The following is a 25,494-nucleotide window of genomic DNA, read 5'->3' as shown; positions in this document are numbered from 1 at the left end:
ACTCCCTCCGACTCAGCGCCCTCCGCTCGACCCGCTGGGCGGGTGGCGTTTCCCACCCCCCCCCCCCGGCCGCCCGGCGCGGGCCGCGCGGCGGGCCCCCCCCCCCCCCCCCCCCGGGTCAGGGGAGGCGGGTCAGCCGTACATCTGGCGCATCGCGAAGTCGACCATCTGCTCCACGGCCTTCGCGTCGAAAACCATCCGGTGGTCGCCCTCCATGTCGAGGACGAAGCCGTACCCGGTGGGCAGCAGGTCGAGCACCTCGGCGCCGGTGATGACGAAGTACTTGGACTCCTTGCCCGCGTACCGCCGCAGCTCCTTGAGCGAGGTGAACATCGGGATCACCGGCTGCTGGGTGTTGTGCAGCGCCAGGAAACCGGGGTTGTCGCCACGCGGGCAGTAGATCTTCGAGGTGGAGAAGATCCCCTGGAAGTCCTCGGCGGACATCGAGCCGGTGGTGAAGGCGCGCACCGCGTCCGCGAGCGAGGGCGGGGACGGCTCCGGATACAGCGGCTGCTCGCCGTAGCCCCCGGAGGGAGGTTGCTGCGGCGGGGGCGGCGCACCGTACTGCTGCCCTGCACCCGCGTTCTGGTCGTAGCCGTACATGCGGCACAGCGTACTGAGTCGGGAGGGGACGCTCGTCACAGATGGCCGGATAGGGGTTGCTTCTTATTACCGATGGGTAGCATTATCGGAGCTACCTGCTGGTAATTGCGTGACGGGGCCCTCGCGCCGCACGGGATCTCGCGACGAGGCGCCACGCGCCACTCTCTTGCTGAACTGATACGGAGCCGTACCCATGGGGCACTACAAGTCGAATCTCCGCGACATCGAGTTCAACCTCTTCGAGGTGCTCGGCCGTGACAGCGTCTACGGCACCGGTCCGTTCGCGGAGATGGATGTCGACACCGCCAAGAGCGTGCTGTCGGAGATCGCCCGGCTCTCGGAGAACGAGCTGGCCGATTCCTTCACCGACGCCGACCGCAACCCGCCGGTCTTCGACCCGGAGACCAACACCGCGCCGGTCCCGGACACCTTCAAGAAGAGCTACCAGGCGTACATGGACGCCGAGTGGTGGCGGCTGGGCATCCCGGAGGAGATCGGCGGCACCACCGCGCCGCGCTCGCTGCTGTGGGCCTTCGCCGAGACGATCCTGGGCGCCAACCCGGCGGTCTGGATGTACGCCTCCGGCCCCGCCTTCGCGGGTGTGCTCCACGACGAGGGCACCGAGGAGCAGCACCGCATCGCGCAGCTGATGGTGGACAAGCAGTGGGGCTCCACCATGGTGCTGACCGAGCCGGACGCCGGTTCGGACGTCGGCGCCGGGCGCACCAAGGCCGTCCAGCAGGAGGACGGCACCTGGCACATCGAGGGCGTGAAGCGCTTCATCACCTCCGGTGAGCACGACATGTCCGAGAACATCGTGCACTTCGTCCTCGCCCGCCCCGAGGGTGCCGGTCCGGGCACCAAGGGTCTGTCGCTCTTCATCGTCCCGAAGTACGACTTCGACTGGGAGACCGGCGAGCTGGGCGAGCGCAACGGCGCCTACGCCACCAACGTCGAGCACAAGATGGGCCTCAAGGCGTCCAACACCTGCGAGATGACGTTCGGCGCCAACCACCCGGCCAAGGGCTGGCTGCTCGGCGAGAAGCACGACGGCATCCGCCAGATGTTCAAGATCATCGAGTTCGCGCGGATGATGGTCGGCACGAAGGCCATCGCCACCCTCTCCACCGGCTACCTCAGCGCGCTGGAGTACGCCAAGGAGCGCGTGCAGGGCCCGGACCTCGCGGCCTTCACCGACAAGGCCGCCCCGCGCGTCACCATCACCCACCACCCCGACGTGCGCCGCTCCCTGATGACGCAGAAGGCGTACGCCGAGGGCATGCGCGCCCTGGTGCTCTACACCGCGACGGTCCAGGACGAGATCCTCGTCAAGGAGGCCGCGGGCGAGGACGCGAGCGCCGCCACCCGCCTCAACGACCTGCTCCTGCCGATCGTCAAGGGCTACGGCTCGGAGAAGTCCTACGAGCAGCTGGCGCAGTCGCTGCAGACCTTCGGCGGCTCCGGGTACCTCCAGGAGTACCCGATCGAGCAGTACATCCGGGACGCCAAGATCGACACCCTCTACGAGGGCACCACCGCCATCCAGGGCCAGGACTTCTTCTTCCGGAAGATCGTCCGTGACCAGGGCCAGGCGCTGACCGCGCTGTCCGGCGAGATCAAGGCGTTCCTCTCCGAGAACACCGGCGGCGCCGAACTGGAGGCCGCCCGCGGTGAGCTGGCCAAGGCCGCCGCCGACCTGGAGGCGATCGTCGGCGCGATGCTGACCGACCTCGCCGCCACCGAGAAGGACGTCAAGTCCATCTACAAGGTCGGCCTCAACACCACCCGGCTGCTGCTGGCCTCCGGTGACGTCGTCATCGGCTACCTGCTGCTCAAGGGGGCGGCCGTCGCCGCCGGGAAGCTGGACGGCGCCTCCACCAAGGACAAGCCGTTCTACACCGGCAAGATCGCCGCGGCGAAGTTCTTCGCGCACAACGTCCTGCCGGCCGTCTCCGTGCAGCGCTCCCTGGCCGAGGGCATCGACCAGTCCCTGATGGAGCTGGACGAGTCCGCGTTCTGAGCCCGCGGCGGGGGGGGGCGCCCCCCCCCCCCCCCCCCCCCCCCCGGCGGGGGCCGCCCCCCCCCCCCCCGGGGGCGGGGGGCCCCCGCCGTACCCAGCGCCTGCGCGCCCCGCGGCGCAACCCCGGCGAACGCCCGCATCCTGGCCGGAAGAGGACGGAAAGGTACGCGGTCCGCCCGCATCGGCGCGGGCCACCGGGAGTCCTCCTCCTTATGCTGGAGCCATGACCAACTCCGCCCGCTTCGACCGCGGCCACACCGACGACCTGATGTCCTTCCTCGCCGCGAGTCCGTCGCCGTACCACGCAGTGGCGAACGCGGCGGCGCGGCTGGACGAGGCGGGTTTCCGGCAGGTCACGGAGACCGACCCCTGGGACGGTACGCACGGCGGCACGTACGTCCTGCGGGGCGGAGCGCTCATCGCCTGGTACGTGCCCGAGGGCGCCGAGCCCGCCACGCCGTTCCGCATCCTGGGCGCGCACACCGACTCCCCCAACCTCCGGGTCAAGCCGCTGCCGGACACCGGCGCGCACGGCTGGCGGCAGGTCGCCGTCGAGATCTACGGCGGCGCGCTGCTCAACACCTGGCTCGACCGGGACCTCGGGCTCTCCGGCCGGGTCACGCTGCGGGACGGCAGCCACCGCCTGGTCCACGTCGACCGCGCGCTGCTGCGGGTGCCGCAACTCGCCATCCACCTCGACCGGTCGGTCAACACCGACGGCCTGAAGCTGGACAAGCAGCGCCACATGACGCCGATCTGGGGCCTGGGCGAGGTCTCCGAGGGCGATCTGATCGCCTTCGTCGAGCAGGAGGCGCAGCTGCCCGCCGGTGAGATCCGGGGCTGGGACCTGATGGTCCACAGCATCGAGCCGCCCGCCTACCTGGGCCGTGACCGCGAACTGCTCGCCGGGCCGCGGATGGACAACCTGCTGTCCGTGCACGCCGCCACCGCCGCCCTGATCGCCGCCGCCGGGAGCGGCGAACTGACCACGATCCCGGTGCTGGCCGCCTTCGACCATGAGGAGAACGGCAGCCAGTCCGACACCGGCGCCGACGGCCCGCTGCTCGGCTCGGCCCTGGAGCGCTCGGTCTTCGCCCGCGGCGGCACGTACGAGGACCGCGCCCGCGCCTTCGCCGGGACCCTCTGCCTCTCCTCCGACACCGGCCACGCCGTCCACCCCAACTACAGTGAGCGGCACGAGCCCGGGCACCACCCGGTGCCGAACGGCGGACCGATCCTGAAGGTGAACGTCAACCAGCGGTATGCCACGGACGGCGACGGACGCGCGGTCTTCGCCGCCGCCTGTGAGCGCGCCGAAGTGCCCTGGCAGTCGTTCGTCTCGAACAACGCGATGCCGTGCGGCACCACGATCGGACCGATCACCGCCGCCCGGCACGGCATCACCACCATCGATGTCGGTGTCGCCATCCTCTCCATGCACTCGGCACGTGAGCTGTGCGGCGCCGAGGACCCGTACCTGCTCGCGAACGCCCTGACGGCCTTCCTGGAGGGCTGAGTTGGAATTCTCACTGCTGGGCCCGATCGCCGTCACCACCGGCTCCGGGGAGCTGTCGCTCGGGCCGGCGAAACGGCGCAGTGTGCTGGCGTTGCTGCTGCTGCAGCCCAACACCACCGTCCCCCTGGAGCAGTTGATCGACTCGCTCTGGGAGGACGAGCCACCCGAACACGCCCGTACGGTCGTCCAGGGCCATGTCTCGCGGCTGCGCGCGACGCTCGCCCAGGGCGGCGCCGACGCGTACGGCATCGAGCTGACCACCCATGGCTCGGCCTATCTGCTGAGGCTGCCCGAGGAGCTGATCGACGCCCACCGCTTCGGTGAACTCGTCGCGTTGGCCCGGCCCGAGGAGGCACCGGGCGACGCGGTGCCGCTGCTGCGGGAGGCACTGGGGCTGTGGCGCGGTCCGGCGCTGACCGGCACGGTCACCAGCCCGCCGTTCGCCGCCGCCGCGCATGCGCTGGAGGAGCGGCGGCTGACCGCCGTCGAGGCGCTGGGCCGCGCCCACGGCGCGCTCGGCGCCCACGAACAGGCCGCTGCGGTGCTGTACAACGCGGCCGTCAACCATCCGCTGCGCGAGGGCCTGATCGCCGGTCTGATGCGGGCGCTGTTCCGTACGGGCCGTCAGTCCGACGCGCTGGAGTGGTTCCACCGCACCCGTCGGCTGCTCAACGAGGAGCTGGGCGTCGACCCGGGCGAGCGGCTGCGCGGGGCGTACGAGGAGATCCTGCGGGCGGAGGAGGCCCGGCCGACCGCGAAACCGGCCGCTGTTTCACGTGAAACAGGCGCCGGGGCGGCCGGTGCACAGCCCGGCGCCCAGGTGCCCGCGCAGGGCGGTCCGGCGTCCGGCGGCGCGGACGGTTCCGGGCGGGGCACCGCAGCACCGCGGCTGCTGCCCCGGCCTCCGGCCCGTTTCCTGGGTCGGGAGCGTCAGCTCGCGGCGCTCACCGCGATCCTGACGGACCGTACGCCGCAGGAGAGTCCGCTCGCGGTCGTCGCCGGTCCGGCCGGAGTCGGCAAGACGGCGTGCGCCGTGCAGTGGGCGCATCAGCACGCCGCGGCGTTCCCGGACGGTCAGCTCTTCGCCGATCTGCGGGGCTTCGGGGAGGGCGACGAGGCGGCGCCCGCCGAGATCCTCCGCGACTTCCTGTTGGCGCTCGGCACCCCGCCGGAGCGGGTGCCGACCTCCGCCGAGGCCGCGTCCGCGCTGTTCCGGTCGCTGGTGGCGGAGCGGCGGCTGCTGGTCGTCCTCGACAACGCGCGCGGTTCGGCGCAGGTGCGGCCGCTGCTGCCCGGCGGCCCGCACTGCGCCACCGTCGTCACCAGCCGCAGTCGCCTCGACGGGCTGGTCGCCACCGACTGGGCCCGGCCCGTCGGCCTGCAGGCGATGGGCTACGAGGAGGGTGCGGCGCTGCTGGGGGCGATGCTCGGCGCCGAGCGGGTCGCCGAGGATCCGGCGGCGGCGCAGGAGCTGGTCGCGCTGTGCGACGGGCTGCCGCTGGCGCTGCGGGCCGCCGCCGCGCAGCTGACGGCCCGGCCGCGGTGGCGGCTGGCCCGGCTGGCCGCGGCGCTGCGCGACGAGCGGCGGCGGCTGGCACTGCTGTCCGCCGAGGACACCGGCATCGCGGCCGCGCTGCGGATGTCCGTGGCCCGGCTGTCGGCCGACGACGCCCGGCTGCTCAGCGCGCTGGCCACCAACGCCGACGGACACCTGAACTCGTCGGTGGCGGCGGCCCTCGCCGGGTACGACCAGGAGCGCACCCAGGACGCGCTGGACCGGCTCGCGGAGATGCATCTGGTGGACGAGGAGTCCACCGACGTCTACACGATCAGCACGCTCACCCAGCTGTTCGCGCGGGATGAGCGGGGGGAGGGGGACGGCTCCGGCGCCTGAGCGGCGGGCGGGGCCTGAGCCCGCGGGGGTCCGGGCGGGGACCAACGGGTGCCCGCCCGGCCGGTGCTCGGTGGCGCCCGGTCCGGCGGCTGCCCGGCGGCCACTTCACGAGGCTCACGGCCCGGCCCCGGCGGGCGCCCGGTGGCCGCTCCCCGACGCGTACCCGCCCGGCCCCGACGGCAGCCCCGGCCAGGCGTGTCCGGCCAGCCGCCCCCGGCCCCGGCGAGGCCACGGCCCGCGCCACGGCCCGCCAACCCCGTCGCGTTAGGCGTCCGTTAGCAGCGCGCCAACCGCGGTCGGCAAAGTGGTGAACAGCTCGAAAGAGGCCATCAGCCACTGCCCACCGGGGGAGACCGCCATGTCACGTATGTCGCAGCCGCAGTCGGTGCAGCGCGCCCGGCGTACCGACGGTGCGGCCGCCGCCTCCCGTACCGGCTCCCGGCGGACCGGAATGCGCCTCGCGGCGGCGGGCCTCGTCGTCGTCGCCGGGTTCGGCCTCACCGCGTGCGGCCAGTCGGAGAACGCGCTCAAGACCAGCGACGGGCGGCCCTTCGACGCGGCGCCGCAGGACCGCCTTGACACCGGCGCGGCCGGCAAGAACGGCGGGGTCCATGCGGACGGTGGTCACGCGAGCGGCAACGGCGGCGCGTCCGGAAAGGACACCCCGGCCGATACGACCGGCAAGGGTGGCTCCGGCGGCGCGCAGGCGGGCTCCGGCCACGTCGGCAACGCCCCCGCCACGGACGGCGCGACGCCGCCCCCGGCGGATGGCACCGGCGAGTCCACCGCCTGCGCCCCGGCGAACATCAGCATCGTCGCCACGCCGCTGCCCCAGCGCGCCAACCACCTTCTCCTGGAGGCGAAGAACACCTCCGGCACCGCCTGCGACCTGTACTCCTACCCGTTCCTCCAGTTCGACGCGGCGCAGTCGCCGCTCGCCCCGCTGGAGGACAGCAAGCCGCAGGCGGTCGTCACCCTCGCCCCCGGCGCCTCCGGCTACGCCGGCGTCATGACCTCGTCCGCCGACGGCAGCGGGACCAACGGCCACAAGCGGACCTCGCTGAGCGTCAGCCTGGCCGACCGCGACGGCCAGGGCGGCGGGGGTTCGGTGCCGGTCGCGCTGCCCGGCGGCTCCACGTACCTCGACGACAGCGCCTGGGTCACGTACTGGCAGTCGGACGCGGCCACGGCCGCCAACTGGTAGGCCACCCCGGGGCATCCGCCCCCCAGAACCAGGGCGCCCGCATCCCCCAGCGGGCGCCCTGTCCCGTGTCCGGGGCCGCCTCCCGCGTACGGGCCACGGCCGCTCCCGCCGTCCCGTCATGTCCCACGCGCCCCGCCCCATGTCCCGTTCCACCCCGCCGCGGCGGGCATTCGCGCAGGTCACCGGCGCGGGACAGCTAACGGACGTCCCGTGGGACATACGCAGCCCCGTCCGGCCGCCGTGGTGCCCCACGATGGCTCCGCCGCCGCGGTCCGAGCGGCCCGCCCCGACGGGCCGGGCGCCCGCAGCGGCGACGCACACGGCAACGGACGGCACAGAAGGGGAACATCGGATGCGCGGCCAGAGCACCACGGATACGACGTACGGCACCACCCTCGCGGGCACCGGCGAGGGCCCGGCGGCGGATGGCGGCACGGCAACGGACACCCGGCGGACCGGACGGCGGATGCTGCGGCGGGTGCTGCCCGCGCTCGCGGCGGCCGGTCTCGGCATCACCGGTTTCGCGGGTGCGGCCCACGGTCAGACCGTCTCCGCGCAGGGCCCGGCCGCCGTGCAGGCGGCCGAGGCGTCCTTCCCGACCTGGGGCACCCGATGGGTGGTGCACGCCTCCGCCGACGCCGGTTCGCCCGCCGTGGGAATGATCAACAAGACCGCCGCGGGGCAGGACCGGATCAGCGCCGACTACCAGGTCGACACCGGCCGCAAGGTCTGCGAGGGCGACGCCTGCTCCCCGTACATGGCGCATGTGACCGGCCCGGTCGAGGGCTTCCTCAGCGTCGTCGCGGTGGCCATACCCGAGGACCGGCTGCCGGGCGTGCCGGTCAAGGACGGCCCGGCGCCACAGGAGCCGAGCGCCTCCCGCGAGGAGATGCTGCGCCGCGCGACGACCTGGCTCACCGCGAACGACGGTGCGCAGGTTCCTTACAGCCAGACCTCGTACTGGAAGGACGGCTACCGGCAGGACTGCTCGGGCTATGTGTCGATGACACTCGGCCTGCCGACGCCGGGGACCAACACCGTCGGGCTGGCGAACGACCGCTCGCTCACCCGCCCGATCTCGCTCGGCGAACTGACCCCCGGTGACCTGCTGATCGACGCGGACGGCACCAGCGACACCCGCCATGTCGTGATCTTCGAGAAGTGGAACAACGACGCGCACAGCTCGTACACCGCGTACGAGCAGCGCGGCGGCCACGGCACCGATCACCGGAGCCTGACGTACGGGCTGAGCGGTGACTCCGAGTTCAAGCCCTACCGCCCGGTGGCCTTCGGCGACTGAGGCAGCATGCGCGCCCGTACGGGGCGCACGGGCGCGCATGCTGCACGGGGGCCGGTCAGGTTCCGGTCCGAACCGTGTCACGAGGGGCACTTCCGCCACTGGGGAGCGGGAGTGCCCCTCGCGCGCGTATGGCCGCTGTGCTGGAATGCAGGGCGTGCCTGGCCACCAGAACCGCGCCGCGAACGTCCGCCGCAAGCCGCTCGCGCCGCTGCCCGCCGAACTCACCGGACCCGTACGGGACTTCGTCACGGCACTCCGGCGGATGCACGGCGAACTGGGCCACAGCCTCAAGGAGATGGAGTCCCGGCTGCCGGCCAGCCGCTCCTCGCTCTCCCGGTATCTGCGGGGCCAGAGCCTGCCGGACGAACGGCTGCTGGTGGAGTGGTGCAAGCTCTCCTTCACCGGGGAGGACCGGCTGCCCGCCCTCATCGCCCTGCTGCACGCGGCCTGCGCGGCACAGGAGTCGGCGGGTGGCGCGGAGGAGGCGGAAGGCGGCGAAGGCGGCGAAGGAGCCGAGGTGACCGCCGTCGCCCCCCGCCCGAGAGGGCCGCGCTCCCTGCTCATCGGGCTCGGCGCCGCCGTCGCCGTCGCCGCCGCGCTCACCGTCCTCGCGCTCACCGGCACCGGCAAGGACTCCGGCACGGAGGCGGGGAACGGGACGAGTCCCGGGACGGGGACGGGGCCCGGTGCGGGTACGGGGCCCGGTGCGGGTACGGGGCCCGGTGCGGGTACGGGGCCCGGTGCGGGCGCCACCGTCAACGTGTTCAACGTCGAGCGCGGCTGCCGCGGCGACCGCGGGCCGGACTGCGCGCTCGCGCTGGCCCGGGACCCGTACGAGTTCTACCGCCGCGCCAACGTCACCGGCCGTGTCTGGCACGACGACCCCCTGCACGCCCGGTGCCGGATCGCCGACGGGGTCTCCGTCACCGACGAGGCGGGCGGGCACAGCAGCATCTGGCTGCGCGTCGACCACGGTGACGGCCAGGCGTGGATGCCGGGCATCCGCATCCGTCCCGAACAGCTCCAGAACATCGATCTACCGGTGTGCCACCACTGATCCGGCTCCGTGCCCACCAGCCCTGGCGCGGTGGGCCCGCATCGATATCGTGGCGGTGCCATGACACACACAGCTCGCTGAACGCAGCGAACCACTGGGGGAACCCACCATGACCGCACGCCGCTCCCGTCGCCGTTCCGTCGCCTGCGCGACGCTGGCCGCAGCGCTCTGCGGCACGCTCGCGTTGACGGGCTGCACCCACACGAAGTCCTCGAAGTCGCGGAAGCACTCCTCGTCCTCTTCTTCCTCCTCTTCCTCCTCGATCCACAAGAACAAGAAGAAGGACAAGAAGAAGCACCGGTTCATCGGCGCCGGGGCGGGCGCGGCGGGCGTCGGCGCGGGCACGGCGGCCCACCGCGCCCGCCCCACGCAGTGCTCGGCGGGGCCCACCAAGCTCAAGGCGACGTCCGAGACGGACCCGTCCGTGCTGGTCCTCACCTACCACAACCCGCTCGGCCGCCCGTGCATCCTGCACGGCGCCCCGCAGGTGGCCGTGAACGGCTCCCCGACCCCGCTGGGCTTCCTGGAGGGCAACCCCGGCGACTCGTTCCTCGGCCGCCAGGTCACCGTGCAGGCGCGCTCGGACGCGTACGCGCTGATCCCCACCACCGAGCCCGCCACGAAGGGCACCAAACCGCTCAACAAGCTGACGGTCACCTTCACGGACAACCGCGGCATGAAGCGGGGCGGCGGGGCGTACCTCTCCTTCTCGCAGTACCAGCCGCGTTACGCCACCCAGCAGGCGAAGGTCGGCAACTGGTACTCCAGCCTCCCCGAGGCGCGGATCAAGGCGGGCGTCTCCCGGTGAGCCGCGGCCGGTGACCGTACGAGCTCGCACCCCGGTCACCGGCCCGCCGTCAGCCCGCCGCGTCCAGCCCCGCGAGCACCAGGCCCAGCCGCGCCCGCCCGCCGTCGGTGACCCGCACCGGCACGCCCCAGTCCTGCTGGTGCACATGACAGGCCGGGTACTCGATCGCCGGGTCGTCGTCGCAGGACGCGGCCATCGCCGAGACGTGCAGCACGCCCTCGGTGACGCCGTCGGCGAGCGTCAGCTCCCGGGCCAGATCGGTGCCCGCGCCCGCACCGTCGGCCAGCAGCTCCGGCGGGGTGGCGCTGACCAGCAGCCGGGTCGACGGGCCGTAGCGGGTGTCCAGCTTCTGCCCGGCAGGCGCCTGGAAGACGATGTCGAGGCGGAGCGCGCCGGGCGCCACCTCCGTCGCCGCGCGCTGTGTGCGGTGCGCCACCGCCGCGACCCGGACCGCCTCCTCGGGCAGCCGCAGCCGGGTCAGCCGGTGCCGCGCGGACTCCACCACCACGATGTCGTCGTCGACGAGCACCGCGCCGGACGGCTCCCGCAGATCCGTCGCGAGCGTCGTCACCTCACCGCTCTCCGGGTCGAAGCGGCGCAGCGCGTGGTTGTACGTGTCGGCGACGGCGACCGAACCGTCCGGCAGCGCGGTGACGCCCAGCGGATGCTGGAGCAGCGCCTGCTCCGCCGCGCCGTCGCGGTGCCCGAAGTCGAACAGCCCGGTGCCGACAGCCGTCCGCACCACGTACCCGCCGTCGTCGGCGCGCTCCACCCAGCGCACCGCGCTCGTCTCCGAGTCGGCGATCCACAGCCGGTCGCCACCGGCCGCGAGCCCGGACGGCTGCGCGAACCACGCCTCGGCGGCGGGACCGTCGACCAGCCCCTCGTTGGTGGTGCCCGCGACGGCTTCGACGGTGCCGGTCGCCGGGTCGTACGTCCACAGCTGGTGGACACCGGCCATCGCGATCCAGAGGCGCTCCTGCCACCAGGCGATATCCCACGGCGAGGACAGATCGATCTCGCGGGCCGGGCCGGCGACCGGCGAGCCCTGCCACCACTGGCGGCCGGTACCGGCGACCGTCTCGACCGTGCCGCTCTCCGGGTCGAAGACGCGCAGGGCGTGGTTGACGGTGTCGGCGACGGCGACCGTACCGTCCGGCAGCAGCGCCAGGCCCTGCGGTTCGTTGAAGGCGTCGGCGCCGAAGCCGCGCTCGCCGCTGCCGATCCGGCGGACCACCCGCTCGCCGTCCGGCGCCAGCTCCACGAGCTGATGGCGGGTGGTGTCCGACACGAGGAGGTTCCCGGACGGCAGCGCCACCGCCTTGCCGGGGAAGCGCAGATCGGTGGCGACCGGCTCCGGCGGGACGTACGGGCCGTCGCCGCGGCGCAGCGTGCCCTTGGCGGCGTGTTCCGCGATCAGCTCCTCGACCAGCGTCGCGAGGGCGTGGGCATGGCCCTCACCGGCGTGCTGGGCGACGACGTACCCCTCAGGGTCGATGACGACGAGCGTCGGCCAGGCGCGGACCGCGTACTGCTTCCAGGTGGCCAGCTGCGGGTCGTCCAGGACCGGGTGCTCGACGCCGTGCCGCTCGACGGCGTCGACGACCGCCTGGTGGTCGGCCTCGTGCACGAACTTGGGGGAGTGCACGCCGACGATCACTACGGTGTCGCGGTGCCGCTCCTCCAGCTCCCGCAGCTCGTCGAGGACATGCAGACAGTTCACACAGCAGAAGGTCCAGAAGTCGAGGACGACGATGCGTCCCCGCAGATCGGCGAGGGTCAGATCCCTGTCGCCTGTGTTCAGCCAGCCGCCCTCGCCGATCAGCTCGGGGGCCCTGACGCGCGCACGTGAAGCCATGCCTCCATTCAACGTCACCCACCTGACCACGCATTCCGCCGGGGCGGTGGGGAACACGTCAGCAATGCAGCGATTCCCCGGGGGCCACGCCCCGTCCACCCGCACCTACCTCGTCCACGACCGGATCTTCGGCATCGGCGACGACTACTGGATCAACGACGAACACGGCCACCACGCGTTCCTCGTCGACGGCAAGGCACTGCGGCTGCGGGAGACCTTCGAGCTGAAGGACACCGACGGCCGGGTGCTGATCACCCTGCGCAAGAAGATGCTCAGCCTGCGCGACGCGATGACCATCGAGCGGGACGACCGGCCGCTCGCCACCATCCGCCGCAAGCGCCTGTCGCTGCTGCGCAACCACTACCGCGTGGAACTGGTCGACGGCACCGAACTCGACGTCAGCGGCAAGATCCTGGACCGCGAGTTCGCCGTCGAGTACGAGGGCGAGTTGCTCGCCGAGATCTCCCGGCGCTGGCTGACGCTGCGTGACTCCTACGGCCTCAAGATCGTCCGCGCGGACGCCGATCCGACGCTGCTGATCGGGGTGGCGGTCTGCGTGATCCGCATGGCGGAGCGGGAGCGGGACGACGACTGACGGCCGGGGAGGCGAGGGGCGGGGACGAGGGCGGGGCACAGTACCACCGCAGGGGCGTGAAGACCTGGCTGCCAGCGGAAAAGTGCCTACGATGGTCACCCGAAAGCACTGCCGGGGTGCCCGTGCGCAGCGTAACTTAACTGCCAGACAGCAGCCCGCGTACGAATCGTCCGAGGGGTCACGTGACCGTCCATCCCAGCCTTCAGTCCTCCATCGATGCCTGGACTCACTCCATAGAAGCGATAACCGAGCTGGTGACACCGCTCGCCGAGGGTGAGTGGAGCAGGGCGACGGACCTGCCGGGATGGTCGGTCCGCGATGTGGTGTCGCACGTCATCGGCCTGGAGTGCGAGATGCTCGGCGACCCGCGGCCGATCCACTCGCTGCCGCGCGATCTCTACCACGTGCAGAGCGAGTCGGCCCGCCGCATGGAGGTGCAGGTCGACGTCCGCCGTCACCACACCGCCCTGGAGATGGTCTCCGAGCTGGAGTACACCGTCATCCGGCGCTCGCGTCAGCTGCGCAACGAGACCCGGCAGCCGGACGCCCTGGTGCGCAGCCCGTTCGACGAGGACCGCACGCTGGACTTCGTGCTCCAGCTGCGGGCGTTCGACGTCTGGGTGCACGAGCAGGACCTGCGGCGGGCGCTGGGCGCACCGGGCAATCTCGACTCCCCCGGCGCGCAGGTGGCCCGGGACATCCTGGTGAAGACGCTGCCGATCGTCGTCGCCAAGCGGGCGCAGGCGCCCGCCGGTTCGGCGGTGGTCTTCGATGTCACCGGTCCAGTGGAGTTCATGCGGACGGTCCGGGTGGACGCCGCGGGCCACGGCACCGTCGACGCCAGCGTGTCGCTCGGGCCGACCGTGACCTTCGTGCTGGACTGGGACGTCTTCGCCCGGCTGGCCTGCGGCCGGTCCCGTCCGCAGGCGGTGGCGGACAAGGTCAAGATCGACGGTGACCAGAAGCTGGCCGCGACGATCCTGGAGCACTTCGCCATCACGCCGTAGGGCCGTTCGGCGGGCCCGGCGCGGCGGTGTTTCACGTGAAACGCGCGCCGCCGGCCCGCGGTCAACCGGCCGTCTTCGTACGGACGTTACGGAGCCGACGGTCGGCGGGACCGGACCGGCGGCGGGGCGCCCCGGACGTCAGGCGGGGACGTGGACCGCCTCGACACGGCTGACGGCCTGTCGCTCCCGCTCGCGGTGCACCGCACGGCGGCGCAGCCGCAGGATCTGCGAGAAACCGAGCGCCTCCAGCACGAAGACCGAGGAGAACGCGACGCTGTAGTCGTCGCCGGTCGCGTCCAGCAGCACCCCGACGGCGAGCAACGTCGTCATCGAGGCCATGAAGCCGCCCATGTTGACGATGCCGGAGGCGGTGCCCTGACGCTCCGGCGGGTTGGCCGGGCGGGCGAAGTCGAAGCCGATCATCGAGGCGGGACCGCAGGCCCCGAGCACCAGGCACAGCACCACGAGCAGCGCCATCGGCGCGTGCGGGCCGGGCCAGAAGAGGGTGGCGGCCCAGAGCGCGGCGGTGACGCCGACGGTGCAGAGCGCCAGCGGCAGCCGGGCCGCGTGGTGGCGGGCGATGATCTGGCCGTAGACCAGGCCGACCGCCATGTTGGCGAGGACGATCAGGGTCAGCAGGGTGCCCGCGGTGGCCCGGGACAGCCCCTGCGCCTCGACGAGGAACGGCAGCCCCCACAGCAGCAGGAAGAACATCGCGGGGAACTGCGTGGTGAAGTGGATCCACATGCCCAGACGGGTGCCGGGCTCGCGCCAGGCGTCCGCGATCTGCCGCCGGATGAAGGCGGCGCCGGTGTGCGTGGCGGGTGCGGGCACCGGGGCGAAGCCCTCCGGGTGGTCCTTGAGGAAGAGCAGCAGCAGGACGAGGACGACGACGCCGCCCGCCGCGCTCCCGGCGAAGGTCATCGTCCAGCCCAGGGAGTGCAGCAGCCGGGCGAGCACCAGTGTGGAGATGAGGTTGCCCGCCATGCCGACGAGCGCGGCGAACTGCGCGACCAGCGGCCCGCGCCGGGCCGGGAACCAGCGGGCCCCCAGCCGCAGCACGCTGATGAAGGTCATCGCGTCACCGCAGCCGAGCATCGCCCGCGAGCCGAGCGCCATGGCGTACGAATCGGAGAACGCGAAGCCGAACTGGCCGACGGTGTAGAGGACGACGCCGATGGCCAGCACCTTCTTGGCACCGAGCCGGTCCACGAGCAGGCCGACGGGTATCTGCATGCCCGCGTAGACCAGCAGTTGGAGGATCGAGAAGGTCGACAGCGCGGAGGCGTTGATGTGGAAGCGGTCGGCGGCGTCCAGACCGGCGACGCCGAGGCTGGTGCGGTAGGTGACGGCGACGAAGTAGACGGCGACGCCGATGCCCCAAACAGCCACGGCACGGGCGCCGCCGGGTGGGTCGCCGGGCAGGGACCGCGCCGCGGTGGTGCCGGAACCGCTCATCGGGCGTCTCCCTGCGCGAGGTTGCGGACCCAGCTGACGTGGCGGTGCACGGCGGCGGTGGCCGCCTCGGCGTCACCGGTGCGCAGCGCTTCGAGGATCTCGGCGTGCTCGGTGACGTTCTTGGCGATGCGGTCCGGGTGGGCGTGCATCACCGCGACGCCCATGCGCAGTTGACGGTCGCGCAGCTGCTCGTAGAGGCGGTTGAGGATCTGGTTGCCGGTGTTGCGCACCAGGGCCGCGTGGAAGCAGCGGTCGGCGACGGAGACCGCCGCCAGGTCGCCCGCCGCGGATCGTTCCCGCATGGTCCGCAGATGCTCGGCCAGCTCGGCCAGCAGCGCCTCGGGCGCCGGGACGGCCTTGGCCGCGGCGTACTCCTCCACCAGCAGCCGGGTCTCGACGACATCGGCGATCTCCTGCGCGGAGACCGGCAGCACCAGCGCGCCCTTCTTCGGGTAGAGCTTGATCAGCCCCTCGACCTCCAGACGGAGCAGCGCCTCGCGCACCGGCGTCCGCGACACCCCGACCGCCTCGGCCAGCTCGCCCTCGGTGAGCAGCATGCCGCCTTCGTAGCGGCGCTGGAGCACGGCGTCCTTGACGTGGGTGTAGACGCGTTCGGCGGCGGGTGGCTGCTTGGCCTGCGGGGTCCCGGCGGACTGCCGGCCGGGAGCGGCGGGTGCGGAGGCGGATGGCATGCACACAGGATAGATACAACACGTATGTATGCGTCGGCGACTTCCAGGATGCGGACAGGGGCCGCCCGGGCGCGCGGCCGGAACCGAAGGCGCGAGCCGGGCCCGAAGACGCAGGTCAGAGCCGCGCGCCGGGCCCCGCCCCGGCCCGTCAGCCCTCCATCAACCCCTGTGCCACCAATCGGTCGACGACCTGGCCGTGGGCCGGGGCGCAGCGCTCGCGCGCCTCCGCGCGGCCGAACCAGGCGTACTCGGCGATCTCCCGGCCGGGGCGCGGCGCGATGTCCTGCGGGCCGCCCGTGAAGCAGGTCATGTGCAGCCGGCGGCCGCCCTGCCCGTGGGCCACGTCATGGATGACGAACGCCTCGGTCAGCTCCGCCGCCGGAACCGTCAGGCCCAACTCCTCCGCCAGCTCACGCGACAGCGCCTCCGGCGCGGTCTCCCCGTCCTCGTACTTGCCGCCGGGCAGATAGAACGTGCCGTTGCCGCGCGTCCGCACGCTGAGCAGCCGCCCCTCGCGCACATGCAGCCAGGACACCGACCGCAGCGGCGCGACGCGGTCCAGGGCGATCAGCGTCTCGCCCGTCTCCTCCTCGGCCCGGCGGGAGCGCTCGGCGAAGCCGAGGCGGTCGTAGAAGCGGCGGGCGCGGTCGTTGCGCTCGTAGACCTCCAGCGTCAGCGCGCCGTGCAGCGATGCGGCGTGCTCGATCAGCGCCCGGCCGGTGCCGCCTCCCTGCGCCTCGGGGTCGACGAACAGCCCGCCGACCTCCGCGCCCATGAGCCCCAGCAGCCCGACGACGGCGCCGTCCCGCTCGGCGACCCAGTTGTCCGCCCGGACGAGATACACCTCCCGGAGCTTGCGGGCCCGCTCGCCGCCGCCCTCCTCGGGGAGGAAGGGGTGTGCCTGGCGGACGGCGCGGGACCACAGGCCGACGACGATGTCCTCGTCGGTTCCCCGGTAGCGCCGGATGATCAAGTCGCTGCTGCTCATGGCACCGAAGCTAAACACCGCCCTGGCCTGCGGCAAGTCCTTTCCGCCCCGGTCCGCACGGGCCCGCGCGCCGGGCCCGCGCCCGCCGTGACAGGTGGCCGCACCGGGCCCGCCCCGAACCGGTCGGCGCACCGCTCCCCGGGGCGCCCGTCCCCCGCCGGTCCGCCGGAAGTGCGGTACGGGCTCCCCCTCAAGTCGTAGCCGAATCCGTACCTGGCGCGTACGGGCGGGCCGGAAATCCATGGGTGAATGGAGGCACGACGCCGGGAAGGTTCCGGCACCCGAGGGGGAGAAGCCATGCAGACCAAGACGAACGCCACCCGCCGTGCCCGGACCACCGCCGTGGTCGTGCTGATCGCCGCCGCCGTCTGGGCCGGCACCACGGTGGTCCGCAACGCCTCGCACGCGGACACCTCCGCGCCTACCGGCCCGGTCGCCCACCTCCGGAACGTCGTCGACCTCATCCGCAGCTGATACGCGCCGCCGGACGACCGACGCGTCACGGCGCACAGCACAACGGCCGACCGCCGCGGATGCGAGGGTCGGCCGTTCTCCGTGCGCTACCGGGTCAGCCCCAGGTGATCAGCCGCTTCGGCTTCTCCAGGACGCCCGCGATGTCGGCGAGGAGCTTCGAGCCCAGCTCGCCGTCGATCAGCCGGTGGTCGAACGAGAGCGCCAGCGTGGTGACCTGACGGGGCTTGACCTTGCCCTTGTGGACCCACGGCTGAAGCTTGACCGCGCCGAAGGCGAGGATCGCCGACTCCCCCGGGTTGAGGATCGGCGTCCCGGTGTCGACACCGAAGACGCCGACGTTGGTGATCGTGACGGTCCCGCCGGACATGGCCGCCGGGGAGGTCTTGCCCTCGCGTGCGGTCGCCACCAGCTCGCCCAGCGCCTCGGCGAGCTGCGGCAGCGTCCTGGCGCCCGCGTCCTTGATGTTCGGCACCATCAGCCCGCGCGGGGTGGCCGCGGCGATCCCGAGGTTCACCTCGTGCTTCTGCACGATCTCCTGGTTCGCCTCGTCCCAGGACGCGTTGACCTCCGGGTGCCGCTTGAGGGCGACCAGGAACGCCTTCGCGACGAACAGCAGCGGGTTGACGCGCAGCCCCGCCATGTCCGGGTCCTGTTTCAGCTCCTGGACGAGCTTCATCGTGCGGGTCACATCGACGGTGATGAACTCCGTGACGTGCGGCGCGGTGAAGGCCGAGGCCACCATCGCCTGCGCGGTGGCCTTGCGGACACCCTTGACCGGGATCCGGGTCTCCCCGGCCGACGGCACGGCGACCGCCTCCGGCAGGGCGGCCGACACCGTCGTCGTTTCACGTGAAACAGGCGTCGCGGCGGCGTGCACGTCCTCGCGGGTGACGACCCCGTCGGCGCCGGTCGGCACCACGGTGGCCAGGTCGACGCCGAGGTCCTTGGCGAGCTTGCGCACCGGCGGCTTGGCCAGTGGCCGGGGCGCGCCCGGAGCGACCGGTGCGGGCACGGCGGGCGCGGGGGCAGCCGGAGCAGGGGCGACGGCCGGTGCGGGCACCGCGGCCCGCCCGTTCAGCTCCGCCTGGAGCCCCGCGGTCACCGGCTGCGCCGCGGGCCGGGCCTGCGCCTTGCGCGGCCGCCGCTTCGTCGACGCCGGGGCGGCGCCGTAGCCGACGAGCACCGCCTGGCGGCCCTGCGGCTCCTCGGCCTCGGCGGGCTCCGGCTCGGCGGCCGGCGCGGCCTCGGCCGACGCCGCGGGACCGGCTCCCGGGTCGGTGTCCACGGAGATGATGACGGTGCCGACGTCGACGGTGGTGCCCTCGTCGAAGTTGAGCGTATGCACCACCCCGTCGTAGGGGATGGGCAGTTCGACCGCCGCCTTGGCGGTCTCGACCTCACAGACGACCTGACCGTCGGTGACGGTGTCACCGGGCCGGACGTACCACTTGAGGATCTCGGCCTCGGTGAGGCCCTCGCCCACGTCGGGCATCTTGAACTCGCGGAAACGCTGCGCCGAGGCGGCGGTTGCAGTCATGGTCACGGCTCTCCTCTCCCCCTCAGTACGCCAGCGCGCGGTCGACGGTGTCCAGCACCCGGTCCAGGCCCGGCAGATATTCGTCCTCCAGCCGGGACGGCGGGTACGGCGCGTGGAAACCGCCGACCCGCAGCACCGGAGCCTCCAGGTGGTAGAAGCAGCGCTCGGTGATCCGGGCGGCGATCTCGGCGCCCACGCCGAGGAAGACCGGCGCCTCGTGCACCAGGACCAGTCTGCCGGTCCGCTCCACCGACGCCTGGACGGTGTCGAAGTCGATGGGGGAGAGCGACCGCAGGTCGACGACCTCGATCGACTTGCCCTCCTCCGCCGCGACGTTGGCGACGTCCTGGCAGACCTTCACCATCGGGCCGTACGCCGCGAGCGTGAGGTCCGAACCGCTGCGGGCGATCCGGGCGGTGTGCAGCGGGTCCGGGATCGCCTCGGTGTCCAGACGCGACTTGTCGTGGTAGCGGCGCTTGGGCTCGAAGTAGATGACCGGGTCGTCCCCGGAGATGGCCTGCTGGAGCATCCAGTAGGCGTCCGAGGCGTTCGACGGCGTCACGCACTTCAGGCCCGCGACGTGCGCGAACAGCGCCTCCGGGGACTCCGAGTGGTGCTCGACCGCGCCGATGCCCCCCGCGTACGGGATGCGGATGACGACGGGCACCTTGACCTTGCCCAGCGCCCGGGCGTGCATCTTCGCGAGCTGGGTGACGATCTGGTCGTAGGCGGGGAAGACGAACCCGTCGAACTGGATCTCCACGACCGGGCGGTAGCCGCGCAGCGCCAGGCCGATCGCGGTGCCGACGATGCCGGACTCGGCGAGCGGGGTGTCGATCACCCGGTCCTCGCCGAAGTCCTTCTGCAGCCCGTCGGTGACGCGGAAGACGCCGCCGAGCTTGCCGACGTCCTCGCCCATGACGAGGACCTTGGGGTCGGCCTCCATGGAGGCACGCAGTGACGCGTTGATCGCCTTGGCGATGGTGATCTTCTCGTGGACGGCCATGGTCAGTTCTCCTCCGCGGCAACATCGGCGTCGGCGAACGACGCCTGGTACGCGGCGAACTGCGCGCGCTCCTCGTCGACGAGCGCATGCCCGTCCGCATAGACGTTCTCGAAGATCGCCATGGTGTCGGGGTCGGGCATCGCCCGGACGACGTCCCGCACCCGCTTGCCCAGCGCCTCGCTCTCCTCCTCGATGGCGGCGAGGTAGGCGTCGTCGACGAACCCCTCTGCCTCCAGATACCGGCGCAGCCGCAGGATCGGGTCCTTCGCCTCCCAGGCGCGGGTCTCCTCGTCGGCGCGGTACTTCGTCGGGTCGTCGGAGGTGGTGTGCGCGCCCATCCGGTAGGTGAACGCCTCGACCAGCATCGGGCCCTGGCCGGTGCGCGCCCGCTCCAGCGCCGCCCGGGTCACGGCCAGACAGGCCAGCACGTCGTTGCCGTCGACGCGGACGCCGGGGAATCCGAAGCCGCGGGCACGCTGATAGAGCGGAACGCGGGTCTGCCGCTCCGTCGGCTCGGAAATCGCCCATTGGTTGTTCTGGCAGAAGAAGACCACCGGGGCGTTGTAGACCGCGGAGAAGGTGAACGACTCGGCGACGTCTCCCTGGCTGGAGGCGCCGTCACCGAAATAGGCGAGAACCGCGGAATCCGCGCCGTCCTTCTGCACCCCCATCGCATATCCGGTCGCGTGCAGCGTCTGCGAACCGATGACGATGGTGTAGAGGTGGAAGTTGTTGCTGTTCGGGTCCCAGCCGCCGTGATTCACGCCGCGGAACATGCCCAGCAGATTCGTCGGATCGACCCCGCGGCACCAGGCGACGCCGTGCTCGCGGTAGGTCGGGAAGACGTAGTCGTCATCACGCAGGGCCCGTCCGGAGCCGATCTGGGCCGCCTCCTGGCCGAGCAGCGAGGCCCACAGGCCCAGTTCGCCCTGGCGCTGCAGCGTGGTGGCCTCGGCGTCGAACTTCCGCGTCAGCACCATGTCGCGGTAGAGACCGCGCAGTTCCTCGGGCGACAGGTCGATCGCGTACTCCGGGTGCTCGACCCGCTTCCCCTCGGGGGTCAGCAGTTGTACGAGCTCGTCCTGCTCCGCCGGGCGCGTGGCCTTGTTCTTGGCCGGTGACGCCTTTTTGGCGGTGGTGCGCTTGCTGCCGCTGCGGGTGTTTTTCCGCTGGGCAGTGCCTTCCACGGTCACGTGCTGCTCCTCCGTCTGTCCGGCCCCCGGGGTCCGCCGGTGGCCGTATTGCGGCTCACCCGGTATCCGATACGGCGCACGGGGTGGGTGCGAACGCGGCCGGATCCGGGTGGAACAAAGCGTCCCGGAAGGTGGCCTGCTCATCGCACGTTACCCATTGTCAAAGCCTAAGCGGAAACAGCCCTGACCTGCGATTTTGCTTGGGTTTCCAAGTAAATCGCGAAAACTGGGAACAACTCCTGGTCACAGCGTTGCAGGCCGCCGGGACACCGGCACGTTATATCGGTGACCTGGAGCACGGGAAGGGTCGGTGTGTGAGACTGAGGCCGTGCACGAGGATGGAAAAATCACGGTATTCCTGCTCGATGATCATGAAGTGGTGCGGCGCGGCGTCCACGAAATGCTGGCAGGTGAACCGGACATCGAGGTCATCGGCGAGGCCGGCACCGCCGCAGACGCCCTGGTCAGGATCCCGGCCACCCGACCGGACGTCGCGGTGCTCGATGTCCGGCTACCGGACGGCAGCGGCGTCGAGGTCTGCCGCGAGATCCGTTCGCAGAACGAGGGGACCAACTGCCTGATGCTGACGTCGTTCGCGGACGACGAGGCCCTTTTCGATGCGATCATGGCCGGTGCGGCCGGTTATGTCCTCAAGGCCATCCGGGGCAACGAACTCCTCGCCGCCGTACGCGACGTCGCCGCCGGGAAATCCCTCCTCGACCCGGTGGCCACCGCGCGGGTCCTGGAGCGGCTGCGGGGCGGCGGCACCAAAAACGACGACAAGCTGGCCTCCCTCACCGACCAGGAGCGCCGGATCCTCGACCTGATCGGCGAGGGACTGACCAACCGCGCCATCGGCGAACGCCTCCACCTCGCCGAGAAGACCATCAAGAACTACGTCTCCAGCCTGCTGTCCAAGCTCGGCATGGAACGCCGCTCCCAGGCCGCCGCGTATGTCGCCCGGCGCCAGGCCGAACGCCGCTGACGGCCACCGCCGCACCGGCCCGGCGGGACCAACGTCCCGGCGGGCTGAGGGCCGCTGCCCCTGTCGGCGGCGGCCCGCCCGGCGGCAGGCTGGGAGCCATGCCCTGCGACGATCCCCGCGCGACGGAACTGCTCGACCGCACCCCCTACGGGCGGGTGTCGTCGAGCCTGCGTGCGCTGCCCTTCACCGCAATCTCCCGGCATCTGGTCACCGGCCACCGGCTGATCGTGCGCCTGCACAGCGGCTACGGATACCACCGCGCCATGGACGGTGCGGTCGTCGCGTACGAGGCGGACACCCTGCACAGTGGGGCCGCCGACGCCTGGTCGGTGCATCTGACCGGAACCGCGCGGCTCGCCGAGCCGACCGACGCCGAACGGCAGCGTTTCGGGCGTACGCCACGGCTGGCCGACGGTGTTCCGTTCGACCCGGTTTTCCTGCGGATTGAGCCGGAATTCATCGCCTTGCACCACCTGACCGATGTACCGGAATTCAGAACCGCCCCCTGGGCCCCTGGCCAGTGATCTAACATCTGGCGCGTGCTGCGCTCATCTGTAGTCCGGACGGCGGCCGCCCCTGACGGCCGCACGCTCGGCTCCTTACTCGCCCACTACGCCGACGCCGGGGAGCCGCTCTCCTGCGTGCCGGTCGCCGAGGGCCTGCTCAACCGCGGATACACGCTGGTCACCACCGACGGCAGATACTTCCTCAAGCACCATCTCGACGGGGACCGCGGCTCCATCTCCCGCCAGCACCGCGCCACCCTCCGGCTCGCCGCGCTCGGCCTGCCGCTCGCCCCGCCCCTCGCCCGCGCCGACGGCCGCACCGTCACCGTGCTCGACGGCCGCTGCTACGCCCTGCACCCCTGGGTCGACGGCGAACACCTCGGCGGCACCGCGCTCACCCTCGCCCAGTCCCGCCGCCTCGGCGCGCTGCTCGGCCTCGTCCACACCGCGCTGGAACGGGTCATGCCCGCCCAGCGGCGGCCGGGCCCCGCCCCGCACGCCCAGCCCAGCGCCGAGCCCGCGCAGACCTTCGACGTCATCGACGAGTTGCTGGCGCTGGCCCGGGTGACCCACCCGCGCACCAGCTTCGACGAGCTGGCCGAGCACCGGCTGCGGGAGCGCCGGGCGCTCCTGGAACGCCACGCCCACCGCCGCCCCGCCGACCCCGGCGCCGCGGCCGTCGGCTGGGTGCACGGCGACTTCCACCCGCTCAACGTCCTCTACCGGGGCGCCGCGCCCGCCGCGATCGTCGACTGGGACCGGCTGGGCGTCCAGCCGCGTGCGGAGGAGGCGGTCCGCGCCGCCGCGATCTTCTTCGTCCGGCCCTGCGGCACGCTGGACCTGGCGAAGGTGGCGGCGTACGCGGGCGCCTACCGCGGCGCCCGCGGCGCGGACGCCGGGGAGCTGGCCGCGGCCGTCCACCGGGTGTGGTGGGAGCGGCTGAACGACTTCTGGATGCTGACCTGGCGCTACCGCCTCGGCGACCGGCGCACCGACCCGCAGTTCCCCGCCGCGTCCGCGCTGGCGGTGTGGTGGACCCGCGAGTACCAGGCGGTCCGGGACGCGTTCACGGGATGAACGACGGCCCCGGACGGGCAGTCGCCGTCCGGGGCCGTGCAGCCGTGCGGGGAGGTACGGGCCTCCGGTGCGGTCAGGGGGTGGCGCCGGCCGCCGTGCCCGCGTCCGTGCCGCCGGTGTCCGAACCACCGCTGGTGTCCGTGCCGCCCGTGCCCGTACCGCCCGTGTCGGTGCCCCCGGTGTCGGTACCGCCGGTGTCCGTGCCGCCCGTGCCCGTACCGCCGTTGGCGGCGCCGCCGTTGCTGTTGCTGCCGCCGGTCGTCGAGCTCGGCGGCGGCGTCTGCGGGGTCCGGGTCGGGGCGGCCGGGGACTCCGGCGTGGTGGGCGCCTGGGACGGCGGCGCGGCGTCCTGGGTCGGCGGGGTGTAGCCGCCGATGCCGCCGGGCTCGGTGGTCCCGTCCGTCGGCTCGTCGCTGGGCTCTTGGGTTTGCTCGTCCTTGGTCGAGGAGGAGGACGTGGGCGACTTGGTGGGCTCGGGCGAGGAACCGCCGCCGCCACCGCTGCTCTGCACCGCGAAGGCCACGCCCACCGCGATGGCGATCAGCGCGAGCGCGGCGATCAGCCAGACCTTGCCGCGGCTGCGCCGCGCGGGCCGGTGACCGCCCTCGAACGCACCGTCGTCGGCGTGCATACCGGGCGGCAGGATCGGGTTCGCCGTGGTCTGCCCGCCGCCCGCGTACGGCATCGCGGTGGTCGCGGCGACGCCCATCGCGGGCGTGCCACCGCCCTCGTGCGCGGCGACCGGGCCGGTGCTCCAGGTGCCGGTGTGGCCGCCCTGCTCGTGCAGCATCTGCAGCGAGTACTGGACCAGACCGCGCATCTCCTCGGCGCTCTGGAACCGGTCGTCCGGGTCCTTGGCCAGGGAGCGCATGACGAGGCCGTCCAGCTCCGGCGGCACATCGGCGACCTGCGACGGCGGCACCGGCATGTCCTGGACGTGCTGGTAGACCACCGACAGCGGCGTCTCACCGGTGAACGGCGGCCGCAGCGCCAGCAGTTCGTAGAGCAGGCAGCCGGTGGCGTAGAGGTCGGAGCGGGTGTCGACGGTCTTGCCGAGCGCCTGCTCCGGGGAGAGGTACTGCGGGGTGCCCATGACCATGCCGGTCTGGGTCATCGTCGACTGGGCACCGTGCAGCGCGCGGGCGATGCCGAAGTCCATGACCTTGACGGCGCCGCTGTGGGTGATGATCACGTTCGCGGGCTTGATGTCGCGGTGCACGATGCCGTGCTGATGGCTGTAGGCCAGCGCCTCCAGCACGCCCGAGACGATGATCAGCCCCTGGTCCGGCGGCGGTGCGTCGGCGTTCAGCAGCAGGTCACGGATGGTGCGGCCCTCGACCAGCTCCATCACGATGTACGGCACGGTGCTGCCGCCGACGTAATCCTCGCCGGAGTCGTACACGGCGACGACGGCGTGGTGGTTCAGCCCGGCGACGGACTGTGCCTCGCGGGTGAAGCGGGCCTTGGACACCGGGTCCTCGGCGAGGTCGGCGCGGAGCAGCTTCACGGCGACGGTGCGGCCCAGCCGTACGTCCTCGGCGGCGAACACCTCCGCCATGCCGCCGCGGCCCAGGCGGTGGGTGAGGCGGTAGCGGCCGTCGCCGACCAGTCCGCCGTTGCCCCACATCTCCGGTGCGTCGGAGGCGTGGGAGCCGGTGGCGTCAGGGTCGGACGGGCCCTGGGGGCCCTGCGTCGGTGCCATCGGTCCTCGCCGTC

The 25,494-nt window shown here is 72.5% G+C and carries 22 protein-coding genes; 13 read left to right on the top strand and 9 right to left on the bottom strand.

All coding sequences use genetic code 11. The features are described 5' to 3' along the window. Positions 1–132: 132 nt before the first annotated feature. Positions 133–603, bottom strand: coding sequence for an SseB family protein (locus ACFWWQ_RS08430; protein ID WP_384592145.1), 471 nt, complete (start codon positions 601–603; stop codon positions 133–135). A 193-nt stretch (positions 604–796) separates the two neighbouring features. On the opposite strand from ACFWWQ_RS08430, the gene ACFWWQ_RS08425 reads away from it, so the two are divergent. From ACFWWQ_RS08425 to ACFWWQ_RS08395, 7 genes are all read left to right on the top strand, one after another. Further along, complete coding sequence (locus tag ACFWWQ_RS08425; RefSeq protein WP_384592142.1) at positions 797–2,623, top strand: acyl-CoA dehydrogenase; 1,827 nt, start codon at positions 797–799, stop codon at positions 2,621–2,623. A gap of 223 nt (positions 2,624–2,846) precedes the next feature. Next, positions 2,847–4,139 (top strand): M18 family aminopeptidase, encoded by a 1,293-nt coding sequence (locus ACFWWQ_RS08420; RefSeq protein ID WP_384592139.1) that lies wholly within the window; start codon positions 2,847–2,849, stop codon positions 4,137–4,139. Between the two features lies 1 nt (position 4,140). Next, positions 4,141–6,033 (top strand): BTAD domain-containing putative transcriptional regulator, encoded by a 1,893-nt coding sequence (locus tag ACFWWQ_RS08415; protein WP_384592136.1) that lies wholly within the window; start codon positions 4,141–4,143, stop codon positions 6,031–6,033. Between the two features lie 358 nt (positions 6,034–6,391). After that, positions 6,392–7,237: a DUF4232 domain-containing protein gene (locus tag ACFWWQ_RS08410; protein ID WP_384592134.1), complete on the top strand. Its 846-nt coding sequence runs from the start codon at positions 6,392–6,394 to the stop codon at positions 7,235–7,237. A gap of 352 nt (positions 7,238–7,589) precedes the next feature. Beyond that, positions 7,590–8,537 carry a hypothetical protein gene (locus ACFWWQ_RS08405; protein ID WP_384592131.1) on the top strand — a complete coding sequence of 316 codons (948 nt, stop codon included), beginning with the start codon at positions 7,590–7,592 and terminating at the stop codon, positions 8,535–8,537. Positions 8,538–8,691: 154 nt separating this feature from the next. Then, positions 8,692–9,594, top strand: a complete 903-nt coding sequence (locus tag ACFWWQ_RS08400; protein WP_384592128.1) for a helix-turn-helix domain-containing protein — start codon at positions 8,692–8,694, stop codon at positions 9,592–9,594. 109 nt (positions 9,595–9,703) lie between these two features. Next, entirely contained in the window at positions 9,704–10,402 is a 699-nt protein-coding gene (locus tag ACFWWQ_RS08395) for a hypothetical protein (RefSeq protein ID WP_384592125.1), read from the top strand. Between the two features lie 49 nt (positions 10,403–10,451). Here the strand turns inward: ACFWWQ_RS08395 and ACFWWQ_RS08390 are convergent, their stop codons facing one another. Further along, the gene (locus ACFWWQ_RS08390) at positions 10,452–12,260 is read right to left on the bottom strand and encodes an NHL domain-containing thioredoxin family protein (RefSeq protein WP_384592122.1); all 1,809 of its coding nucleotides are present in this window, start codon (positions 12,258–12,260) and stop codon (positions 10,452–10,454) included. 64 nt (positions 12,261–12,324) lie between these two features. Here ACFWWQ_RS08390 and ACFWWQ_RS08385 point away from each other — a divergent pair, with 64 nt between their 5' ends. Further along, positions 12,325–12,855, top strand: a complete 531-nt coding sequence (locus tag ACFWWQ_RS08385) for an LURP-one-related/scramblase family protein (protein ID WP_384592119.1) — start codon at positions 12,325–12,327, stop codon at positions 12,853–12,855. Positions 12,856–13,037: 182 nt separating this feature from the next. Continuing rightward, a complete protein-coding gene (locus ACFWWQ_RS08380) occupies positions 13,038–13,862 on the top strand; it encodes a maleylpyruvate isomerase family mycothiol-dependent enzyme (protein WP_384592116.1) in 825 nt (274 codons plus the stop codon). Positions 13,863–14,000: 138 nt separating this feature from the next. Here the strand turns inward: ACFWWQ_RS08380 and ACFWWQ_RS08375 are convergent, their stop codons facing one another. The 3 genes from ACFWWQ_RS08375 to ACFWWQ_RS08365 form a co-directional block, all read right to left on the bottom strand. Next, positions 14,001–15,320 carry a nitrate/nitrite transporter gene (locus tag ACFWWQ_RS08375; protein ID WP_384592113.1) on the bottom strand — a complete coding sequence of 440 codons (1,320 nt, stop codon included), beginning with the start codon at positions 15,318–15,320 and terminating at the stop codon, positions 14,001–14,003. After that, on the bottom strand, positions 15,317–16,012 hold the full coding sequence (locus tag ACFWWQ_RS08370; RefSeq protein ID WP_384592110.1) for a GntR family transcriptional regulator: 696 nt from the start codon (positions 16,010–16,012) through the stop codon (positions 15,317–15,319). Before ACFWWQ_RS08370 ends, ACFWWQ_RS08375 begins: the two co-directional genes overlap by 4 nt. A 148-nt stretch (positions 16,013–16,160) precedes the next feature. Further along, complete coding sequence (locus ACFWWQ_RS08365; RefSeq protein WP_384592107.1) at positions 16,161–17,000, bottom strand: GNAT family N-acetyltransferase; 840 nt, start codon at positions 16,998–17,000, stop codon at positions 16,161–16,163. A gap of 297 nt (positions 17,001–17,297) precedes the next feature. On the opposite strand from ACFWWQ_RS08365, the gene ACFWWQ_RS08360 reads away from it, so the two are divergent. Beyond that, positions 17,298–17,474, top strand: coding sequence for a hypothetical protein (locus ACFWWQ_RS08360; RefSeq protein ID WP_384592104.1), 177 nt, complete (start codon positions 17,298–17,300; stop codon positions 17,472–17,474). 94 nt (positions 17,475–17,568) lie between these two features. On the opposite strand, the gene ACFWWQ_RS08355 is transcribed toward ACFWWQ_RS08360, so the two are convergent. The 3 genes from ACFWWQ_RS08355 to pdhA are packed head-to-tail and all read right to left on the bottom strand — an operon-like array spanning position 17,569 to position 21,210. Next, positions 17,569–19,011: a dihydrolipoamide acetyltransferase family protein gene (locus ACFWWQ_RS08355; RefSeq protein ID WP_384592221.1), complete on the bottom strand. Its 1,443-nt coding sequence runs from the start codon at positions 19,009–19,011 to the stop codon at positions 17,569–17,571. A 22-nt stretch (positions 19,012–19,033) separates the two neighbouring features. Continuing rightward, the gene (locus ACFWWQ_RS08350; RefSeq protein ID WP_384592101.1) at positions 19,034–20,017 is read right to left on the bottom strand and encodes an alpha-ketoacid dehydrogenase subunit beta; all 984 of its coding nucleotides are present in this window, start codon (positions 20,015–20,017) and stop codon (positions 19,034–19,036) included. 2 nt (positions 20,018–20,019) lie between these two features. After that, on the bottom strand, positions 20,020–21,210 hold the full coding sequence (gene pdhA / locus ACFWWQ_RS08345) for a pyruvate dehydrogenase (acetyl-transferring) E1 component subunit alpha (protein WP_384592098.1): 1,191 nt from the start codon (positions 21,208–21,210) through the stop codon (positions 20,020–20,022). Between the two features lie 328 nt (positions 21,211–21,538). On the opposite strand from pdhA, the gene ACFWWQ_RS08340 reads away from it, so the two are divergent. The 3 genes from ACFWWQ_RS08340 (at position 21,539) to ACFWWQ_RS08330 (ending at position 23,778) form a co-directional block, all read left to right on the top strand. Beyond that, a complete protein-coding gene (locus tag ACFWWQ_RS08340; protein ID WP_384592218.1) occupies positions 21,539–22,195 on the top strand; it encodes a response regulator in 657 nt (218 codons plus the stop codon). Between the two features lie 98 nt (positions 22,196–22,293). Beyond that, a complete protein-coding gene (locus ACFWWQ_RS08335; protein ID WP_384592095.1) occupies positions 22,294–22,719 on the top strand; it encodes a pyridoxamine 5'-phosphate oxidase family protein in 426 nt (141 codons plus the stop codon). Between the two features lie 15 nt (positions 22,720–22,734). Beyond that, complete coding sequence (locus ACFWWQ_RS08330; RefSeq protein WP_384592092.1) at positions 22,735–23,778, top strand: phosphotransferase; 1,044 nt, start codon at positions 22,735–22,737, stop codon at positions 23,776–23,778. 73 nt (positions 23,779–23,851) lie between these two features. On the opposite strand, the gene ACFWWQ_RS08325 is transcribed toward ACFWWQ_RS08330, so the two are convergent. Further along, positions 23,852–25,480 carry a protein kinase gene (locus ACFWWQ_RS08325; protein WP_384592089.1) on the bottom strand — a complete coding sequence of 543 codons (1,629 nt, stop codon included), beginning with the start codon at positions 25,478–25,480 and terminating at the stop codon, positions 23,852–23,854. Between the last annotated feature and the right edge of the window lie 14 nt (positions 25,481–25,494).

Origin of the sequence: Streptomyces sp. NPDC059080 (genome assembly GCF_042739975.1) — a bacterium.
In the GTDB taxonomy this organism is placed as follows: Bacteria; Actinomycetota; Actinomycetes; order Streptomycetales; family Streptomycetaceae; genus Streptomyces; species Streptomyces benahoarensis.
The sequence above is the reverse complement of the archived record's forward strand: the minus strand, read 5'-3'. Positions and strand labels throughout refer to the sequence as shown.

Excerpts from the sequence above, each read along its gene's own strand:
- ACFWWQ_RS08370 (WP_384592110.1), bottom strand. The coding sequence starts at position 16,012 with ATGCCATCCGCCTCCGCACCCGCCGCTCCCGGCCGGCAGTCCGCCGGG.
- ACFWWQ_RS08360 (WP_384592104.1), top strand. The coding sequence starts at position 17,298 with ATGCAGACCAAGACGAACGCCACCCGCCGTGCCCGGACCACCGCCGTG.
- ACFWWQ_RS08365 (WP_384592107.1), bottom strand. The coding sequence starts at position 17,000 with ATGAGCAGCAGCGACTTGATCATCCGGCGCTACCGGGGAACCGACGAG.
- ACFWWQ_RS08350 (WP_384592101.1), bottom strand. The coding sequence starts at position 20,017 with ATGGCCGTCCACGAGAAGATCACCATCGCCAAGGCGATCAACGCGTCA.
- ACFWWQ_RS08430 (WP_384592145.1), bottom strand. The coding sequence starts at position 603 with ATGTACGGCTACGACCAGAACGCGGGTGCAGGGCAGCAGTACGGTGCG.
- ACFWWQ_RS08325 (WP_384592089.1), bottom strand. The coding sequence starts at position 25,480 with ATGGCACCGACGCAGGGCCCCCAGGGCCCGTCCGACCCTGACGCCACC.
- ACFWWQ_RS08335 (WP_384592095.1), top strand. The coding sequence starts at position 22,294 with ATGCCCTGCGACGATCCCCGCGCGACGGAACTGCTCGACCGCACCCCC.
- ACFWWQ_RS08420 (WP_384592139.1), top strand. The coding sequence starts at position 2,847 with ATGACCAACTCCGCCCGCTTCGACCGCGGCCACACCGACGACCTGATG.
- ACFWWQ_RS08385 (WP_384592119.1), top strand. The coding sequence starts at position 12,325 with ATGCAGCGATTCCCCGGGGGCCACGCCCCGTCCACCCGCACCTACCTC.
- ACFWWQ_RS08410 (WP_384592134.1), top strand. The coding sequence starts at position 6,392 with ATGTCACGTATGTCGCAGCCGCAGTCGGTGCAGCGCGCCCGGCGTACC.
- ACFWWQ_RS08375 (WP_384592113.1), bottom strand. The coding sequence starts at position 15,320 with ATGAGCGGTTCCGGCACCACCGCGGCGCGGTCCCTGCCCGGCGACCCA.
- ACFWWQ_RS08405 (WP_384592131.1), top strand. The coding sequence starts at position 7,590 with ATGCGCGGCCAGAGCACCACGGATACGACGTACGGCACCACCCTCGCG.
- ACFWWQ_RS08390 (WP_384592122.1), bottom strand. The coding sequence starts at position 12,260 with ATGGCTTCACGTGCGCGCGTCAGGGCCCCCGAGCTGATCGGCGAGGGC.
- ACFWWQ_RS08425 (WP_384592142.1), top strand. The coding sequence starts at position 797 with ATGGGGCACTACAAGTCGAATCTCCGCGACATCGAGTTCAACCTCTTC.
- ACFWWQ_RS08355 (WP_384592221.1), bottom strand. The coding sequence starts at position 19,011 with ATGACTGCAACCGCCGCCTCGGCGCAGCGTTTCCGCGAGTTCAAGATG.
- ACFWWQ_RS08395 (WP_384592125.1), top strand. The coding sequence starts at position 9,704 with ATGACCGCACGCCGCTCCCGTCGCCGTTCCGTCGCCTGCGCGACGCTG.